This is a genomic window from Salipaludibacillus sp. CF4.18, assembly GCF_051262595.1.
In the GTDB taxonomy this organism is placed as follows: domain Bacteria; phylum Bacillota; class Bacilli; order Bacillales; family Salisediminibacteriaceae; genus Salipaludibacillus; species Salipaludibacillus neizhouensis.
The window spans coordinates 1-19,009 of the sequence record NZ_JBIMEV010000062.1; the positions used below are offsets into that span (position 1 = coordinate 1).

A 19,009-nucleotide genomic window follows, 5' to 3' on the forward strand; every position below is an offset into this window, starting at 1 on the left:
GATTAACAACGACTGAAGACCCCACAGGACTTGTTTTTGTCCGAGGAGGCTGAAGTCGTTGCCCACGGAAAGCGTCCGCCAGTAGCGGATTCGAGTAAGTGAACGAATAAATATTTTCAGAAAATATGTCTTAGTCTTAGAAACCAATTTTCTTAAGAAAACTCGAAAAAGCGCAAGTATCGCCAAGAGCGAGTACTCACGCTGTATTTAAGAAAACACGCTACGCGTTTTTCTTAACAGATAAGAAAGTATAAAATGACAGCTATCTTTACGCCACAAGTATCAAGGGAAACCCACCCTTGATACTTAAGTGATGGTGGCTAAAAAGATCACGCTGTATTTAATAAAAGACACTGCGCGTTTTTATTAAGCATTTGATACATTTACTTTTTCATGGCTTTTACGGTTTTTTTCCTCCATGTATTTGAAGGATAGCTGTGCCATCGCCATGATAAAAAATGCTGGTAATCCAATCGTGAAGAAAGGAGCTAATCCGGGAACGGACATAAATAAAAAGTAAAGAATCGTTAACACAATAACCATGACCACAACCATGTGAAAATTTATCAGCCCTAACATTAACGTTTGTCGAAAGTACTGACGAAAAGAAAGCTCAAAATGTACATAGACTGGAAAGAAATATAACAAGAAAATGATAAAAATAAGCGATGCCAGTGAAAAACCAAACAGCATAATTGTATGATAGTTTCCGGAAATCGTGGATAAGTATTGTAGATTAAAATAGAGTAAATACAACGCGATACCAAAAATAATTCCAAATTTATTTCCGGTAATAAATTCTCGCTTGTACACTTGCCAGTAGGTTTGAAAAGTCGGAAATTCTTCTTTTCGATACCATCTGCGAATCAACGTGAACATGGCAATTGTTGCGGGCATTATACCTAAAATGACACATCCAATTAGTGTGAAGAAGATCCATAAAAAATTTACATAAACGATTCGCATCATCCATTCAGAAACTTTATAAAAACCACCTGCTAATCCAGTTAACTCCATTTGCAGCCCACCTTTACTATCTATTAAATTAATTTTAGCACAGAATGATTTTTGAGTACGGTAAATCTGCGAACAACAGAGAACATGATTATTCCTGTTATATAGAGAAGATAAACATCATAACGGCAACTAAGTTCTAAAACTTAGTTGTAAAAAAATACTATCATTAATTGGAAAATTTCCATATAGTTATTAGTAGGATATTATTTTAGATATTTCAATGAGAGCGCTTTAACTAACTGTTGGATTTTACGTAAGGTTTTGGGGGAGTTGGTATAGTGATGAAAAATCTTAGTTTTTTTAATAAATTGGTTATATTCGGGACAATATTCGCTCTGTTTCCAATGATTATTATGGGATCGTTTTCTTATATACAATCTACTAATCTCGTTCAGGAAAGAGTAAGTGAAGAACGGGTAGAAACGGTCAGGCAGATTCGAACAAATATTGAGCAAAATCTATCGATGGTTGACCAATCTATTAATGTGATGGTTGATTCCGCGACAATGGGACAAGTTATTTACTCCTCAATGAATGCCGAAGATTTTATTCTACATCGAGAGGTACGTCAAGAGCTTGCCAATGTTCAAACGATACACCCGTTAATCGAGGATTATGTGATTATAAATTTTCAATATAATTGGATGATGAATGAACGAGGCAGTCGTATTGCCGATCAACATCCGGATATTGAAACTTACCGTGAATTATTGTCAAAGGGGGTTCAATCTTGGCAATTACTAAATTCTACAAATTTTGAAGAACCTTTAACAAAAGGCAGTTGTCCATATACGCTTAGTTTAGTAAAATCACTACCACGAATGGCAAGTGAACCGAGAGCATTAGTGTTAATACCGATGTCTGTTTGTGAACTTGTAAAAAGTTTGCAGGGGGACATATCCCATCAGGATTTAGTGATTGTCAATAATGATTCACAAATTATCTATCACCCGGATCTTGCACTTATTGGACAAGACCTTGAAGAATCCGGCCTTGTTCATTCTATAGAGGGCATCACTGAAACTAGTGGATTTTTTGAAACCACAAATAATGGTGAAGTCTTTACTGTCTCATACGCCCAGGCTAATATGAATCAATGGTCATATTTAATGGTTCATTCCGTGGATGAACTGCGCGAAGAGTCAAAATCAATTGCTCTCGTGATGATCAGTTTGATTATTATCGTATCCGTCGGGTCTTTATTATTTATCCTGATCGCTAGTCGATATTTATACCGCCCCCTCAAAAACGTTCGCAGTCTTATTGATGAAGGTAGCGGAGATCCAAATGAGTATTCCAACGCCGACAGGGATGATATAAAAGTTATTGAAAACCGTTTTAAATCCTTATTCTCATCGAAGTTCATCATGGAGTCAGAGCTTGATAAACATAATAAGCAAGCAAAAACAATGTTCTTGACAAGAATGTTCATTGGAGATGTCGATCAGCAGCAATTAGAAGAGAATTTAACATTTTTTAAGATGAAAAAAGAGCACTGGCGTAACCATATTGTTATGACGTTAGAAATAGATTCTATCAGTTCTTCACGATTCGAATTTAAGGATTGGGATTTGATCACATTCTCCATTGTTAATATTTTAGAAGAGATATTAGCTGAGACAGAACACTTTGAGCCGATATGGATTCAAAATACACTTGTTTGTCTAGTCAGTGATGATCGAGCTGATCAAGAAGAGTTAGAAATTACTCTTAATCAAATTGCTGAAAGACTGAAAGATACGATCGAAAAACTGACCAATATTATTGTTAGTATTGGGCTGAGTATGTCTTATAGCGATATGAGAAAATCTGATCGTGCGTATCAAGAAGCGATTGAAGCATTGAAACACCGGATTCGTCTTGGCAAGGGTGTGATCATTCCTTATGGACATATTAATGAAGGAAAGCATTCGATTATGTACAGTTATCCAGTGAAACTGGAAGAGGATCTCCTCTTATCTATCAAAACAGCGGACTGGGAAAAGACGGTGACTTCATTTGAGGACTGGATGGGAAAGGTTTTTAAACAGGATCATTCCCTTCAGGATTATCAAATTTCGATGATGCGTCTCTTGAACAATCTCATTTTGGTCTATCATGAAAATCTCATTCAAATAGATCAAGAACACCAGCAAAAAGAATATTACTATGAAGAACTGTTTCAACTGTCCGATAAAAAAATGATCTATGAATGGTTCACCGAAAAATTAATTACACCTCTCTACAATGAATTTTTAAGAAAAAGAGATTCTCAGTTTAAGAACTTGTCAGAAAAAATGATCGATATGATTCACGAACAGTATGATCAAGAACTGACATTAGAACAGTGTGCAAATCAACTCCATTACAATGCAAATTATTTAAGCAGCGTTTTTAAGCAGGAGACGAAGCATACATTCAGTGAATATTTGGCCATGCATCGATTTAAAAAAGCAAAGGAGTGGCTGATTAAAACTGACATGCCTGTGAAGGAAATTGCAGAAAGACTTCAATACAATAACTCACAGAATTTCATCCGATCATTTAAAAAATATGCAGATATGACACCTGGACAGTATCGAAAAGAAAATGGCATATAATTTACTAGATGGTTATACTCAGACTCTTTGACTCTTAGAATCTGAGTGTAACCTTTTTAATAAGATAATTTATAAGTTTACAGCTATCTTTACGCCACGCGTGTCAAGGGAAACCCACCTCCTTTCGAGTAGCACCTACACACACTACGTAGGTGCTACTCGGGAGTGGCGAAAGATAACGATGTATTTAAGAAAAGACGCTACGCGTTTTTCTTAGATTACACAGCTGAACGGAAACAATCATTATCTCATATAAGCTATTAAATCAGTATTGTAAACGCTTTCCTTTCATGAGGCTGTGGAGATGATTATATACGAAACTCGTGATAGCCCTGTAAACTGAAAATATAATAACCACGTTGTTATTGTGAGCAGATTCAAATAAAAGGGGGATTGGAAATTAAGTTAGGAGCGCTTCATTTTACAATCTGTAACCGTTAGTGCATGTACATGTAGAGGGTCAATTGTCAGAGAAAAACGAAAGTCAAACCTATTAAAAGAAGGAGAGTGAATGGTATGAAGAGAAGTAAAATTTCAAAAAGGCTGGCAGTAGTTGGAACAGTTACGTTGTCATCGATGATCTTAGCTGCATGTGGTGGAAACAACGAGGGAAACACAGAGGCTGATGCAAATGCTGATACTTCTAATAACAGTGAAGTAAGTACAGAGGAGTTGGATGATGAGCCGGTAACGATTGAAATGATGGCGAACTTGCATACTCCAGAAACGCCTGGTGATTTCCTTAAAGATGAATTAGAAGAAAAGTATAATGTAGAGTTAGATATTCAATGGGTACCGGATGGTAACTATGAAGAGCGTTTAAATACGGCTTTCGCTACCGACACATTACCAATGGTTGTACCGATGGGATTTGATATGTTTAACCAATTTAAAGATCCGATTCGGGCCGATCAATTCTGGGAAATTGAACCTTATTTAGAGGAGTTCGAAAACCTTTCAAAGCTAAATCCGGAAATACTTGATAATACACGCGTCGATGGAAAGCTTTACTCGCTTTATCAAGGGCGTCCGCTATCTAGACAAGGTGTTATTTATCGAAAAGACTGGGCAGATAATCTTGGAATTGAAGAACCGACAACGACAGAAGAATTCATGGAAATGGCTCGAGCCTTCACGGAAGATGATCCGAATGGTTCAGGTTCTGATAACACAATAGGGCTAACAGATCGCAGTGATCTCGTCTACGGTGCTTTTAAAACGATGTCTTCTTGGTTTGGTACACCGAATAACTGGGGAGTAGTTGACGGAGAGATTAAACCGGAATTTATGTTTGACGAGTATATCGAAACGATGGATTTTGTCAAAGAAATGCATTCTAATGGCTATATGAACCAGGATTTTCCGGTTACAAGTAAAGATGATCAGCAAGCAATGTTTAAAAACGGTGGTGCTGGTATATATGTAGGTTCAATGGGTGACGTACTAAGTATTTATAATGATGCTACTGAATTAAACCCTGATGCTGAATATGGCGTATTCAATTATGTAGAGGGACCAGATGGGGAATATAATGTTTGGGCAATCCCTGGATTCGGAAGTGTCGTATTATTCCCTAAGGCTGCTTATGAGGATGAAAATGAACTGCGCAAAGTTCTTGCCTTTTATGACGAGTTAATGACTCCTGAAGGAGCTAACCTTTTAGTATGGGGAGAAGAAGGCAGACACTATGAAATTGAAGGCGATGGCGTAAACTGGATTGAGGATAATCTGAGTGAAGTTGACAATGATATACGCCCGTTTTTATCACTTGAAATCGGTGAGCCGGCAACAAGCGGACGTTATGAAATGGCTTCCACATACGACGTGAAAGCGGAAGCAGATGCATTAACGATTGAAAATGAGGAATATCTTGTTCATGATCCGACAATCACACTTGATTCTGAAAGTCACATTACTTACGGTGACCGTTTAGATCAAATGATGAATGATGCTACGCACCAATATATGCTCGGTCAAATTGACTTAGATGAATTCAACGCGACGATAGAAGAATGGAAGAGTGAAGGTGGAGATGCAATTATGGCTGAGTTTACAGAGAGCTATCAAGAGCAACAATAGCCACATAGCTGATCTGTAAAATGTAAAATCAAGGAGGTCTCATCATGGTATTAAAGACCATGGAGACCTCCATTTTTTTAATAAAAACGCTACTCGTTTTTATTATAGGAGGAATATGACTATGATTCTTATTGTTGATCAAGAAAAGCAAGGGGAGGAAAATTGTTTTACATGTATTCAAGATGCTGTAAATTACTTGCGACCTCATGGATTGGAGGCAGTCACGATTAAAGTGGCGCCAGGAATCTATCGGGAACGAATTATGATACCGCCACATTTAACTGAGATAAACTTCATTGGATCTGGAGAAAACGAGACGATAATTGTGAATGGATTAGGAGCGAAAGATAAAGACACCATGGGGAATCCACTAGGAACTTTCAAGACTGCTACGGTAGAAATATTCAGTGATGACATATCTTTTTCTAATTTGACGATAGAGAATGATGTTGGCGTTGGGGAAAAGTATGGTCAAGCATTGGCAGTAGCGGCGCACGGAGAAAGAATCGCATTTGAAAACGTGAGTCTTAAAGGTTATCAGGATACTTTTTATTCAAGCAAGGGAACGCAGCGTTTTTTACATTGTCGAATAGAAGGGGATGTTGATTTCATCTTTGGGGCAGGGTCCGTGGTATTTGATGATTGTGTCATTCATTCAAGAAGAAATGGATACATTACTGCGGCTAGCACACCAAAAGATGTTCTGTCAGGATTTGTATTCTTGCGTTGTGAACTTACCGCTGACAATGAAGCTGATAAAGTATACCTAGGAAGGCCATGGCGCCCATATGCACATACGGTGTTCTACGATTGTAAGTTTGGACGTCACATTTTAACAGCCGGCTGGGATAATTGGCGAAATGAGGCGAATGAACAAACCGCAAGATATACAGAGATACATTCCCATGGAGAAGGAGCTTCTGAAGAACGTGTCCCATGGTGTAATAATTGGTTTGAAAAAGACAGTCAATTGATTAAAGAATATTGTAACCGTTTACAAATCAAGTAATCATTATCTTAGTTCGCTTCGTGAAAACCTGTTGTATCAACGGTTTTGATAATCAATATATCATAATGATTATAGATGTTACCTCTATTCTATTTTAATGTATGGAGTATGAGGCAAGTTAGTTATTTCATTTTATATGTCGTCAATTCAGTTGTTCGTTGGTTATCAAAATTTTATTTAGCTTCCAAGGGAGAAAGGGTGATGAAAAATGAGTGGACCGAATTTAAACTACAGTGAAAACACGGAACCAGTTTTACTATCAAAACAGGAAAAAAGGCAAGTTAAAAAACAAGAAATGATAAAAAGCATCAAAAAGAACAAGTTGCTCTATTTAATGCTCGTACCAGGAGTAATTTACTTTTTCATCTATAAGTACATTCCGATGTATGGACTTATTATCGCATTTAAGGATTACAAACCATATTTGGGGATTTTAGCATCCGATTGGGTAGGATTAGAACACTTTATAAGGTTATTCCAAGGAACCGATTTTTGGATCATTTTCCGAAATACGTTAACCTTATTTGGTTTACAGTTAGTCGTGTTTTTCCCGATACCAATTATCTTATCATTGATGTTAAATGAAATAAGATCGAATTGGTACAAGAGAAGTGTTCAGACGTTAATCTATATTCCTCACTTTATGTCTTGGGTTGTTATTGTATCGATTAGTTACGTAGTACTAACACTTGACGGGGGGATTGTAAACGGTTTATTAGAAATGATGGGCTTCGGTCCAATCAATTTCTTAATGAGTTCTGAGTGGTTCCATCCAATGTATATTATACAAGTTATTTGGCGAGAAGCAGGTTGGGGGACGATTATATTTTTAGCAGCTATCTCAGCTGTAAATATAGAATTATATGAAGCGGCACGGATGGACGGTGCGGGAAGACTCCGACAAATGTGGCACATCACACTTCCATCGATTCGTAGTGTCATTGTCGTATTGTTAATCTTGAAAATAGGAGATGTTCTAGAGCTAGGTTTTGAACACGTTTACTTGTTATTAAATGGTTCTAACAGAGCGGTTGGAGAAATATTTGATACTTACGTGTATACGGCTGGGTTAAAGCAAGGTCAGTTCAGTTATGCGACAGCGGTTGGTTTCTTTAAAGGTATTGTAGGCTTAATCTTAGTTATGTTAGCCAACAGGCTCGCTAAGAAATTCGGTGAAGAGGGCGTTTATTAAAACGACAGAAGAAGGAGGAAATTACTATGTTAGAAGATCGGTCAGTCAGTGGCAGACTCTTTAATGTTTTTAATATTACATTGTTAGGCATTATTGCACTATTAACAATATTGCCGTTCTTACATGTTGTTGCTGCGTCTTTTACAACGAGTGCAGAACTTGCAGCAAGACGATTTGTATTAATTCCAACAGTCTGGAGTTTAGATGCGTATCGATATATCTTTTCTACAGATACGATTATGAAGGCAATGGGAGTCTCGATTTTTGTCACCGTTGCAGGGACCTTGTGGAGTATGTTTATGACAACACTAATGGCCTATGGTTTATCAAGACGTGATTTACTTGGACGAGGTAAAATTCAATTTTTGATCATTTTTACAATGCTGTTTAACGGTGGGATGATTCCAACATTCCTCATTGTGCAGCAAACAGGCTTGATGAACTCGTTAGCCGCATTAATTATTCCAGTTTCCATTAATGCATTTAACATGATCATTTTGAGAAGTTTCTTTCAAAATGTACCGACTAGTTTAGAGGAATCGGCAAAAATAGATGGCTGTAACGATTTTGGTATATTGTTCCGAATTGTTTTACCGATATCAAAACCTGCGTTAGCAACGATATCACTTTTCTATGCAGTAACGTATTGGAATACGTATATGCACGCGATTCTTTATATAAGCGATTCAGCAAAATGGCCGGTGCAAGTTCTCTTAAGACAGATTGTCGTACTGGCAAGTGGATTGAACTATGACGGCGGGGAATATACCGATATACCACCACCGGAACAAACAGTCAAAATGGCTACAATTGTAGTTGCTACGATCCCAATTTTAATCGTTTATCCATTCTTACAGAAGTACTTTGCCAAAGGGGCTCTATTAGGGTCAGTGAAAGGATAATAGCTGTATGAAGGTTGTTTTTAGAAGAATTACCGCTCTCTTTCCGTGGGTGATCTGCGAGTCTCCTCGAGCAAACAAACGCACTGCGGGGTCTCGCTTGAATCATTCTTCCACAGGAGTCTCGCGGATTTAAAAGCCTTAATATTTTGAAGCAAAACAACCATTAAAAAGGAGGTGGATACCGTGAGTGAAAAAGCACTTTTAGAAGAATTGGAAAATCAGTTTGAAGGGTTTTATTCTTGGCTCTGGAACCAATACGACAAAGAAAGTGGAGGATTCTATTACGCAAAAAGCTCAAGACACACAGGCGGCTTTCCTCCCGATATAGAGTCAACCTCTCAGGCAATTAATATTATGGTAAGAAACGATTTTTTTTCAAAACTCCCTCAAGAAATGATTAAAAGTATTACCCGTTTCTACCAGGCAAAACAAGATCCAGAGAGCGGTTATTTTTATGATGAAAATCCATTGATGAAACAAGATGAAGTGATGGTTCACCGGGCATTGAGCTACGCGACGGGTGCTTTAAGAAGACTTGGTAGTAAGCCATTGTATCCTCTTCCCGTTGAAGCGAAGGCAGCTCCTGCGTACACGAAAAGCCCGGAATCTTACTTAGAAAAATGGAAAAGTATTGATTTATCCAATAGCTGGAGAGGTTGTGATTTAATAGCGACTTCTTGCGTGTACATTTCTCTCATGGAAAAGGACAGCCGGCAGAAATTTCTGAAGGAAGCGGAAGTTTATCTTGCTTCGATCCAAAATCAAAAGACCGGTTTTTGGGGAGAAGGAAGTTTATATGAACAACTATCAGGAACCTTTAAGCTTCATACGTTTTATTCGCGCCACCAAATCGAGATGCCAAACAAAGAGCTGATCTATCAAACTGTTCTCGAGACCCTTCGTCATGAGGAAGCATTTGATATGTGTTACAGCCGCAATCCACTAGATTTACTTCATTACATTCGTTTGCCTATTTCAAAAGAAGAGCGTCTTGAAATTGTTGAGATTACGGTTAACAACATCCGTCAATTTAAACGGGATGATGGCGGTTTTTCAAGAGAAAGACATGCTTCCCCTCCGGCTCCAAATGTGGCCCAAGTCAAACCCGGATATGATTATCCAAATATGCCCCCAGCAGTGAATATTGGCAAAGGATTGGTAGAAGGAGATATGAATGCCAGTACGCAAGCGACGCTCATTAGAATGCGGTGCCGTGAACTGCTTGGAGAAGACCCAACCGTTTCAATTAAAGGGGCAGCTCAATTTTTGGGAGAAGGGACCACCTAATGTCTTGGTTTTCTTTGCAGAAAGAAAAACGATTATCATCGCTGGCAGTCACAACGTTAATGAATCACACAATCTTTCATTTCGGGAATTCCTTGTCACTCATCTTTCTTAATTTATATTTATGGCGGTTGACAAACGATTTATGGATCAATGGTCTTTTTAACTTAATCGCAATTCTTACCCAAGCATTGATGACACTCTCAATCGGGAAGGTTGCGAAACAAAAGGATCGCTTGACGATATACCGATACGGGATCTTGCTAACGGCACTGTTTTATTTTGCGATACTACTGACACAAGAGCATATCGTTGAATTTTTCTATCTATTTGCGATCTTGCGGGGAATTGCGCAATCGTTATATTGGTTAGGGTATTTTACACTCATGTTTGAAGTTTCCAATGATTTGAACCGTCACCGGTATCTCGGTTGGAATCAAATCACCATGGGATCCGCTAATTTAATTGGACCTGCAGCATCGGGTGCGATCATCAGTCAATTTGAAGGGCTAAGTGGTTATTTGATTGTGTTCGCAATGGCCTTCGTCATGTTCACGATCGCCACGTTTGGCAGCTTCAGGATGAAAAGAATGACGACGCATCACCGCGAATATTATATGAAGTATTTACCACTAATAATGAAAAGAGCACCTGGTTTTAAACGGGCGTTAATCGGTTGGTTTATCATCGGATTTCCACAAGGGATTTTAATGTATGTCCCTCCGATTTTGCTTTACACGATTTTACTCAAAGAAAGCACGGTTGGTTATTTAAATGTGCTGTTCTTATTCATCTCAATCTTAGCGAGTTACGTCATATCTCGGATTGCTGATGTGAGTAAAACGCGCAGTTATTTAACGGTGGCAGCAATTGGATTTATCGTGTCTGTACTCGTGTTATTTATTGATATCACGATTTGGACATTTATCGTGTTTATGGCGGTCAGTGCGATTTTTAAACCGATACAGGCAAATGCCTATGCGGCTCATTATTTTCAATGGCTGGGAGTGATCCCGCTGAAAGATCATTTCCGGGTGGAAAGTGTCGTGCTCAGAGAAGCGATTACAAACGCGGGACGTGGTTTCGGAATTATCGTGTTTATGCTATTTGCAAAAGAGCTTAACACAGACACCATTCCGTGGGTACTGGCAGCCGTCTTAGGCATGCAGTTATTTGTACCACGGCTAATTGAAGAAACGCCAACACTTATTTCAAGGAGGAATAAACATGAGCGAACTAGATACATGGGAACAAGTGAACGAAAAGGTGATGCGGAAAATACATGAGCCTGGAGAGGCATTGATGGCGATGGAGGTAAGATTTGCTCAAGGTGGTGTAGGAGCGGAACATTCACACCCGCATGAACAGTTGACGTACTGTTTAGAAGGTAAACTTGAATTTACGTTGAACGGTAAAAAACGGGTGATCTCAGCTGGAGAGTCCCTTGTCATTCCAGGCGGCACGGTGCACGATGCTCTTGCTCTGGAGAAAAGTCGCTTATTGGATATCTTCACTCCTCTTCGCGAAGATCTGTTGAAGAAACATGACTGACTATTATCAAAAAACAGTGAATGACGAGGCACTTCCAATTGTGCGTGGCAATTATGCGGATCCATCGATTGTAAAAGTCGGCAACGATTATTATATGACACACAGCTCTTATGAATATATGCCGGGCTTAATCATTTGGCACTCGACAGATCTTATTCACTGGGAAGCGGTTGGGGCAGCATTAAAGGAATTTAACGGCATTGTCTGGGCCCCGGAACTTGTTTATGAGCAGGGGGAGTTTGTCATCTATTTTCCAGCAAACCGAATGAATTGGGTCACAAAAACAAAAGACCCTAGAGGAGATTGGAGTCGACCGATTCCTTTAGAGGTCAACGTAATTGATCCGGGACATATTACGGATGATCACGGAACACGGTATTTACATCTGGCAGGTGGTCATGTTGTCGAACTTTCAGACGACGGGTTAAAAGTAGAGGGCGAACTAAAAAAGGTTTATGAGCCCTGGATATATCCGAGTGACTGGATTGTAGAAGGATGCAGCCCTGAAGGACCTAAGTTAGTAAAAAGAGAAGATTACTATTACTATACGATCGCCCTCGGAGGAACATCTGGTCCACCAACGAGCCATATGATTGTTAGTTCCAGGTCCAAAACTCCGACAGGGCCTTGGGAACATTCACCGGAAAACCCGATTATCCGAACGAAATCAAAGGATGAAAAATGGTGGTCAAAAGGCCATGGAACGATATTTGAAGGACCCGATCAGCAGTGGTACATCGTTTACCATGCGTATGAAGAGAATCTCCATACGATTGGAAGGCAGACATTAATTTCTCCGATTACATGGACCGAAGATGGCTGGTATCGGATTGAAGTAGCGAATAAGGAATGGAAAGCGCTGGATGCCCCTGTGGAAAGTGAAGAAGAGAGTGCAGATCGATTCAGCGAAGGATCTCTCTCCCTTCATTGGCAGTGGAGAAGGACCGTTCCTCTATTTCGTTATTGGTATGAACAGTCTGGGTCGTTGAAAATTCTCGGTACGGCGGATAGTGGTGAGTATTCCCCGATGCTCTATATGGCAAGACATCGTTATTACACCTTTGAAATAGAAGCAAGTGTAACCGGTGATGCTGAAATGCAGTTACTCGTTTTTTATGACCAGGACCATTATGTCGGGATTGGCTTCAGTCAAGACGGTATCCGAGTTTTAAGGCCTTACAAGCAAGTCGGGAAAAAGCCGGTTACTGTGAAAAATAAGATACGCTTAAAAATCATAAATCATGATCATATTGTCCGTTTTCAGTACCGCGATTCAGAAGAAACGGAATGGCAGAACTATGATAAAGTTCTCGACACATCCGGATTAAACCACAATACATTAGGTGGCTTTTTAAGCTTGAGACCTGGTATTGAGGTGACAGGCAAAGGAAGTGCAAAGCTTTATTCCTACCACTATCAAGGGAAAAGTGACGTATAGAAGAAGATTTGGAGGTTAAATGATGCAACTATCTGTTATAGACTTTGGGGGCGTTCCTGACGGTAAAACGTTGAATACGGTTGCTTTTGCAAAAGCGATTGATGCTATTGAAGAAGCAAATGGTGGAACGATCATTGTCCCGAGTGGCGATTATGTAACGGGACCAATTGAATTAGTTAGTCAGTTAAAGTTATATCTTGAACCAGGAGCGAGAATTCGTTTCACGGATGACTTTGAGGCATATCCTGCAACACGGACGCGCTGGTCAGGGTATGAATGCTACGGGTTTCATCCTCTTTTATTCGGCGAGAACTTAGAGGACGTAACCATCTGCGGGGAAGGGACCATTGACGGGCAAGGACAAGCCTGGTGGGACATTGCCAATGGAATTAAAGAAGACCAATGGTTTGAAAACGGAAGAACGAAAGAAATTCGTGAAAAAAATGACAAGTATGTTGGTGCGTTAAAAACGAATGTGCTGGAATGGGAGACACAGTTTTTAAGACCACCATTATTGCAGCTACTGAATTGTAAGCATGTAACGATTGAAGGGGTGACATTAGAGCGGTCACCATTTTGGAATACACACCTTGTATATTGTGACCATGTCAGTGTGCGCGGCGTGACGATTAAAAATCCTGCGGACACTCCGAATGGGGATGGGCTCGATATCGACTCTTGTTCCAATGTTCGAATCACCGACTGTCATTTTGATGTAGGCGATGATTGTCTCTGTCTAAAATCCGGAATTAACGAGGACGGACGGCGCGTAAATCGGCCAACAGAAAATGTGGTCGTCACGAACTGCACGATGGCAAGCGGCCACGGTGGCATCGTATTCGGCAGTGAGAGTTCTGGTGGCATCAAAAATGTCACGGTGACGAATTGTGTCTTTATCGGGACGGACCGCGGCATTCGTCTAAAGACAAACAGAGCACGTGGATCCTATATTAAACAGTTATTAATCTCGAATATTTATATGGAAGATGTGTTTTGCCCGATCGCGATTAATTCCTTCTACCGTTACGGCGTCGACGAGAATAATCCCGATATGAATGCCCCACATGCGATTGAGGTATCTGAAAAAACGCCGATCATAAAGGATATTTCAATTAGTCATATTATGGTTAGAAATGCACGAGCAGCGGCAGCGTTTATATATGGACTCCCGGAAATGCCGATCAGAAACCTTCACTTATCGAATATCGATGTTGAAATGACAACCGATCCGAATGAAGAAGGTGGAGAACCAGATATGGTGAAAGAGACTGTTTTAAAAGCTGGGGATGGGATGTTTATCCGGTATGTAGATGGTCTAAGTTTGAACCAAGTGAGAGTAGAAACGCGTCAAGGTTCCGCTCTGACGATTTCAGACAGTCAGGATATTGAAGTGCTTCAGTTTAAAATGAAACATCTTCATCCGAACATACCGGTCATTTCTGCTGCGAACTGTAAGGATCTTTCTATAAACAGCAGAGAATACCAACGAGATCCTTCCCGGTATCTACAAACCGATGATAAGACAAAGGTAGAAATCTAATTTTCTTTGAAAAGGGGGCTTCCTCATGACCTTTAATAATCCTGTTATTCCAGGCTTTTACCCGGATCCTTCGGTGTGCAGAGTTGGAGATGACTATTATTTAGTGGCATCTACGTTTGAGTATTATCCCGGAGTACCTATTTTTACAAGCAAGGATTTAGTACATTGGCAGCAGATTGGTCATGTGTTGGATCGCCCATCACAGTTAAACTTGCAAGGTGTGCCTTGTTCAAAAGGGATTTATGCTGCAACGATCCGTTATCACGAAGGCTTGTTCTACGTTGTGACGACATTTGTTGAAAGTAAGGAAGGGAAACGACGAAACTTTTATGTCACAGCGGAAGATCCAGCTGGTTCATGGTCTGAACCGATTTGGTTAGAGGATGCACCAGGTATTGACCCGTCTCTCTTTTTTGATGACGATGGGAAAGTTTATTATACCGGTAATCGTCCACCTCCAGCCGGCCCTGAATATCCAAAGCACGTAGAAATATGGATGCAGGAACTAGACCTCGAAAAACAACAGCTCGTCGGAGAGCGTGTGTCACTTTGGGACGGGGCGCTTAAACAAATCCATGCTCAGGAAGGACCTCGCCAATTTAAAAGAAATGGGTATTATTATTTAATGATTGCAGAAGGTGGAACGGGATTTACTCATTCTGTCACGATCGCTCGAAGTCAGACTATCGAGGGACCGTATGAGGTTTGCAAACACAATCCAATTCTGACGCATAGACACCTGGGATCTTCCCATCCGATTACAAATGTTGGCCATGGTGAGCTGGTCGAGACGCAAACAGGAGAATGGTGGATGTTCTGTCTCGGCTCAAGACCTTACGGAGGTTATTACCGGAATTTAGGGCGTGAAACGTTTCTAGCGCCCGTAGTTTGGGAGAATGATTGGCCGGTTGTCTGTCCAGGACAAGGAAAAATCGATTTTGTCATGAAGCGTCCGCAATTAGCCGTAAAGCGATGGGATTCCACTCCAGCGTGTGATCATTTTTCAGGACCACAGTTGCGGGATGAGTGGATGATGATCCGAACACCGAATGAGACTAGTTTTTCCTTAACTGAGAGGCCCGGTTATCTCAGGTTATATGGGAGAAAAGAGAGAATATCGGAAGCAGTTCATCCGAGTTTTATTGGGAGAAGACAGCAGCATCAACGTTTTGCTGTTGCGACAAAAATTGACTTCAAACCAGAACATTCGGAAGAGGCAGGGATCGTCCTTTTTCAAGACACGGACCATCACTACCGATTTGTGAAAAGGTGGGAAGATGGGAAAGAAAAAGTTTGTTTATTTCAACGGGACCGTGGTGTGGAAACGATGATTGCGGCGCAGCATTTATCCGAGCAGATCTTTTACTTGAAAGTGGAGGCTCACGGTCAGGAGTATCGATTCTCTGTTGGTTTTGGTACTGAACAATGGGTTACCGTTGCCGAAAAAGTTGACGGTCGAATTCTCAGTATCGATCATGCCGGCGGATTTACCGGTGCAGTGATCGGTATGTATTGCAGCAGCAATGGGGATTCGTCTAATCAAACCGCTGATTTTGAATGGTTTGAATATCAGTCGATTGAATAAGGAGGGACATATGATGGAAGACAGGTTTATCTGGAAAAGTGATTTAGGAAATGGGCGATATCAGAATCCGATTCTGTATGCGGATTATTCGGATCCAGATGTGGTCCGAGTGGAGGATGATTTTTATCTGATTGCTTCAAGTTTTAACATGTCACCGGGGATTCCAGTGCTTCATTCGAAAGACTTGGTAAACTGGTCGATTATCAACCATGTCACGGTTGATTTCCCGGATTCGAGTTATGACCGTGTTCGTCACGGGGATGGTTTATGGGCACCGAGCTTACGTTATCACGACGGTTGGTTTTGGATGTTTATTGGCTGTCCGGATGAAGGGATTTTCATGAGTAAGACGAAGGATCCGAATGGTACTTGGAGTCCGCTTCATTTAGTGAAAAAGGCTAATGGGTGGATAGATCCTTGTCCATTTTGGGATGAGGATGGAAAAGCCTATCTTGTTCATGCTTTTGCGAGAAGCCGAATCGGTTTTAAACATAGACTGCAAGTATGTGAGATGGCTCCAGACGGAGAAAGCCTTCTTTCCGAAGGGGAAATCATTTTTTTTGATGAGGAACGTCATCCGACAATCGAAGGACCGAAAATGCACAAACGAAATGGTTTCTACTATATATTTGCCCCAGCTGGAGGTGTGGAGTTCGGCTGGCAAACCGTGCTTCGTTCCCGATCTGTATGGGGACCTTACGAAGATAAGATTGTCATGGAGCAAGGGGATAGCATGACAAATGGACCTCATCAAGGTGGATGGGTGACTACGGAAGACGAGGAAGACTGGTTTATCCATTTTCAGGATAAAGGTCCTTATGGTCGAGTTACCCATCTGCAACCGATGCAATGGCAGGATGATTGGCCGGTGATTGGTCAATTGGATCCTTCGACAGGAAGAGGCGTACCGGTAACTGAATGGCAAAAACCGAACGTTTCCTCTACTGTGGGTATCACTGTACCGGCAACTTCAGATGATTTTAGCGGTGGAAATCTCGAAAAACAGTGGCAATGGCGCGGCAATCAAAAACAAGAGTGGTATACGTTGAAGGATGACAGTTTAATTCTCTTTTGTCGAGCCCAGCCTTTGGGCGTGCATGATCTTTACGATACTCCGCAAATTTTAACGCAAAAAATTCCGGCACCTTCTTGTACGTTTGAAACGGTCATTGATTTTCATGGGGAGCAGCCCGGTGACTCTTTTGTTTTCGGAATGTTTGGGTATCAATATAGCGGATTAGTTGTGACGAAGGAAGCAAAGGAAACGGTTCTCTATCTTATGAATGGGGATTCTGATCAGAGTTTTCCACGAGAGAAACGGGAGCGGGTTTGTGCAATGACAAATCATGAGGACCTTTATTTTAGGCTGGAATTAAAAGACGGTGGGGAATGTCAGTTGTTTTTTAAGGAACGAAAAGATGCACAATTCGAGCCGATTGGTTCTTCGTTTCAAGCAGTGAAAGGGCACTGGGTAGGTGCTCAAATCGGTATCGGTTCTTTTCATGAACAGGCAAGGAAAAGCGATGGATTTACAAGGGTGCATTCCTTTTGGATAAACTGAGTTGAGTGTTTAATAGGAGGTGCTTGAATCCGCGGATCATCCACGGAAAGCGAGCGATAATTCTTCCGAACAATTTTCAGTGATAACAAAGCAACAAAATAAAAATAAAAGACGCTTTGCGTTTTTCTTAAGGGGGAGATAGTAATGGGTAATCAAACAATATACCAAGGTAAAACGGCTATGGAATGGGCAGAGATTGCGAGTGAGTCTTTAATGAAGCAGTATGATGAGCCACTGCAGCTGCCACCGGCAAATCGTTGGCACTATCATCAAGGTGTATTTCTTTGTGGGGTATTGGATGTCTGGAGAGATACGGGGAAAGAGGCGTATTACCAATATGTGAAAAAGTATGTCGATGATCTCGTCGATGAAGAGGGGAATTTTTATTTTCGGCGTGATGAACTGGATGCTATTCAGCCAGGGTTATTGCTTTATCCACTTATTGAAAGAGAAGATGATAAACGCTATAAGGTTGCTTTGGACAAATTAAGAAACCTACTGGAAACAGTTAATCGGACAAAATCAAATGGTTTGTGGCATAAAGATAAATACCCTTACCAAATGTGGCTGGATGGTCTCTATATGGCAGGTCCTTTTACGATGCAATATGGTTTGAAGTATGATGAACCTGAACTGATCGAGTTTGTTTTACATCAAGAAAAATTAATGCGTAAATTTACGAAAAGTGAGGCTACTGGTCTCTATCACCATGGCTGGGATGAAAGCATGTCAACGGATTGGGCAGTGCCAGAAAAGGGGCATGCTCCGGAAATTTGGGGACGTGCGCTCGGGTGGTATGGAATGGCTTTAACGATGTTAATCGAATTACTGCCGGAGGACCATCCTGGACGTCAGGAATTAATCGTTGTCTTAGCGGATCTGATTAAAGATTTGGTTCGATATCAGGATAAAGAAACTGGATTATGGCATCAAGTTGTCGATAAAGGGGAAAACAAGGATAATTGGCTGGAAACGTCATGTACGAGTTTGTTCTTACTGACGATTATTCCTGCGGTTAACCAAGGATATGTTGATCCATCATACTATGAATATGCGAAAAAGGGCTATGAAGGGATTCTCAAACATAAAGTTCGTTTTGAAGGCGATCGATTAATTCTTTCAGGGGTTTGTATTGGCACGTCCATCGGAGTGTATGATTACTATATGGAGCGTGAAACAGTAGACAATGATTTACACGGTGTAGGAGCATTTATTTTATCAAGTATTCAGATGCATCGTTATCATAAAAATCAGGTATAACTTCAGAAATGT

General features: G+C 40.6%; 14 protein-coding genes. 13 read left to right on the forward strand and 1 reads right to left on the reverse strand.

What is annotated here, in order from left to right; genetic code table 11:
• Positions 1-366 precede the first annotated feature (366 nt).
• Complete coding sequence (locus tag ACHABW_RS22335; RefSeq protein ID WP_435758733.1) at positions 367-1,017, reverse strand: YesL family protein; 651 nt, start codon at positions 1,015-1,017, stop codon at positions 367-369.
• 281 nt (positions 1,018-1,298) lie between these two features.
• Here ACHABW_RS22335 and ACHABW_RS22340 point away from each other — a divergent pair, with 281 nt between their 5' ends.
• From ACHABW_RS22340 to ACHABW_RS22400, 13 genes are all read left to right on the forward strand, one after another.
• Positions 1,299-3,596 carry a helix-turn-helix domain-containing protein gene (locus ACHABW_RS22340; RefSeq protein WP_435758771.1) on the forward strand — a complete coding sequence of 766 codons (2,298 nt, stop codon included), beginning with the start codon at positions 1,299-1,301 and terminating at the stop codon, positions 3,594-3,596.
• 516 nt (positions 3,597-4,112) lie between these two features.
• Positions 4,113-5,675, forward strand: coding sequence for an extracellular solute-binding protein (locus ACHABW_RS22345; protein WP_435758735.1), 1,563 nt, complete (start codon positions 4,113-4,115; stop codon positions 5,673-5,675).
• A gap of 121 nt (positions 5,676-5,796) precedes the next feature.
• Positions 5,797-6,684 carry a pectinesterase family protein gene (locus tag ACHABW_RS22350; protein ID WP_435758737.1) on the forward strand — a complete coding sequence of 296 codons (888 nt, stop codon included), beginning with the start codon at positions 5,797-5,799 and terminating at the stop codon, positions 6,682-6,684.
• A gap of 295 nt (positions 6,685-6,979) precedes the next feature.
• Positions 6,980-7,876: an ABC transporter permease gene (locus tag ACHABW_RS22355; protein WP_435758773.1), complete on the forward strand. Its 897-nt coding sequence runs from the start codon at positions 6,980-6,982 to the stop codon at positions 7,874-7,876.
• A gap of 26 nt (positions 7,877-7,902) precedes the next feature.
• Positions 7,903-8,778, forward strand: coding sequence for a carbohydrate ABC transporter permease (locus ACHABW_RS22360; RefSeq protein WP_435758739.1), 876 nt, complete (start codon positions 7,903-7,905; stop codon positions 8,776-8,778).
• 183 nt (positions 8,779-8,961) lie between these two features.
• Entirely contained in the window at positions 8,962-10,065 is a 1,104-nt protein-coding gene (locus ACHABW_RS22365) for a hypothetical protein (RefSeq protein ID WP_435758741.1), read from the forward strand.
• On the forward strand, positions 10,065-11,348 hold the full coding sequence (locus tag ACHABW_RS22370) for an MFS transporter (RefSeq protein ID WP_435758743.1): 1,284 nt from the start codon (positions 10,065-10,067) through the stop codon (positions 11,346-11,348). Before ACHABW_RS22365 ends, ACHABW_RS22370 begins: the two co-directional genes overlap by 1 nt.
• Positions 11,290-11,613 (forward strand): cupin domain-containing protein, encoded by a 324-nt coding sequence (locus tag ACHABW_RS22375; RefSeq protein WP_435758745.1) that lies wholly within the window; start codon positions 11,290-11,292, stop codon positions 11,611-11,613. Before ACHABW_RS22370 ends, ACHABW_RS22375 begins: the two co-directional genes overlap by 59 nt.
• A complete protein-coding gene (locus ACHABW_RS22380; RefSeq protein WP_435758747.1) occupies positions 11,606-13,051 on the forward strand; it encodes a family 43 glycosylhydrolase in 1,446 nt (481 codons plus the stop codon). The genes ACHABW_RS22375 and ACHABW_RS22380 overlap by 8 nt, the downstream gene beginning before the upstream one ends.
• 19 nt (positions 13,052-13,070) lie before the next feature.
• Positions 13,071-14,591 (forward strand): glycoside hydrolase family 28 protein, encoded by a 1,521-nt coding sequence (locus ACHABW_RS22385; protein WP_435758749.1) that lies wholly within the window; start codon positions 13,071-13,073, stop codon positions 14,589-14,591.
• Between the two features lie 25 nt (positions 14,592-14,616).
• Positions 14,617-16,176 (forward strand): glycoside hydrolase family 43 protein, encoded by a 1,560-nt coding sequence (locus tag ACHABW_RS22390; RefSeq protein WP_435758751.1) that lies wholly within the window; start codon positions 14,617-14,619, stop codon positions 16,174-16,176.
• Positions 16,177-16,186: 10 nt separating this feature from the next.
• On the forward strand, positions 16,187-17,737 hold the full coding sequence (locus ACHABW_RS22395; RefSeq protein WP_435758753.1) for a family 43 glycosylhydrolase: 1,551 nt from the start codon (positions 16,187-16,189) through the stop codon (positions 17,735-17,737).
• A gap of 144 nt (positions 17,738-17,881) precedes the next feature.
• Positions 17,882-18,997: a glycoside hydrolase family 88/105 protein gene (locus ACHABW_RS22400; RefSeq protein WP_435758755.1), complete on the forward strand. Its 1,116-nt coding sequence runs from the start codon at positions 17,882-17,884 to the stop codon at positions 18,995-18,997.
• Positions 18,998-19,009 lie beyond the last annotated feature (12 nt).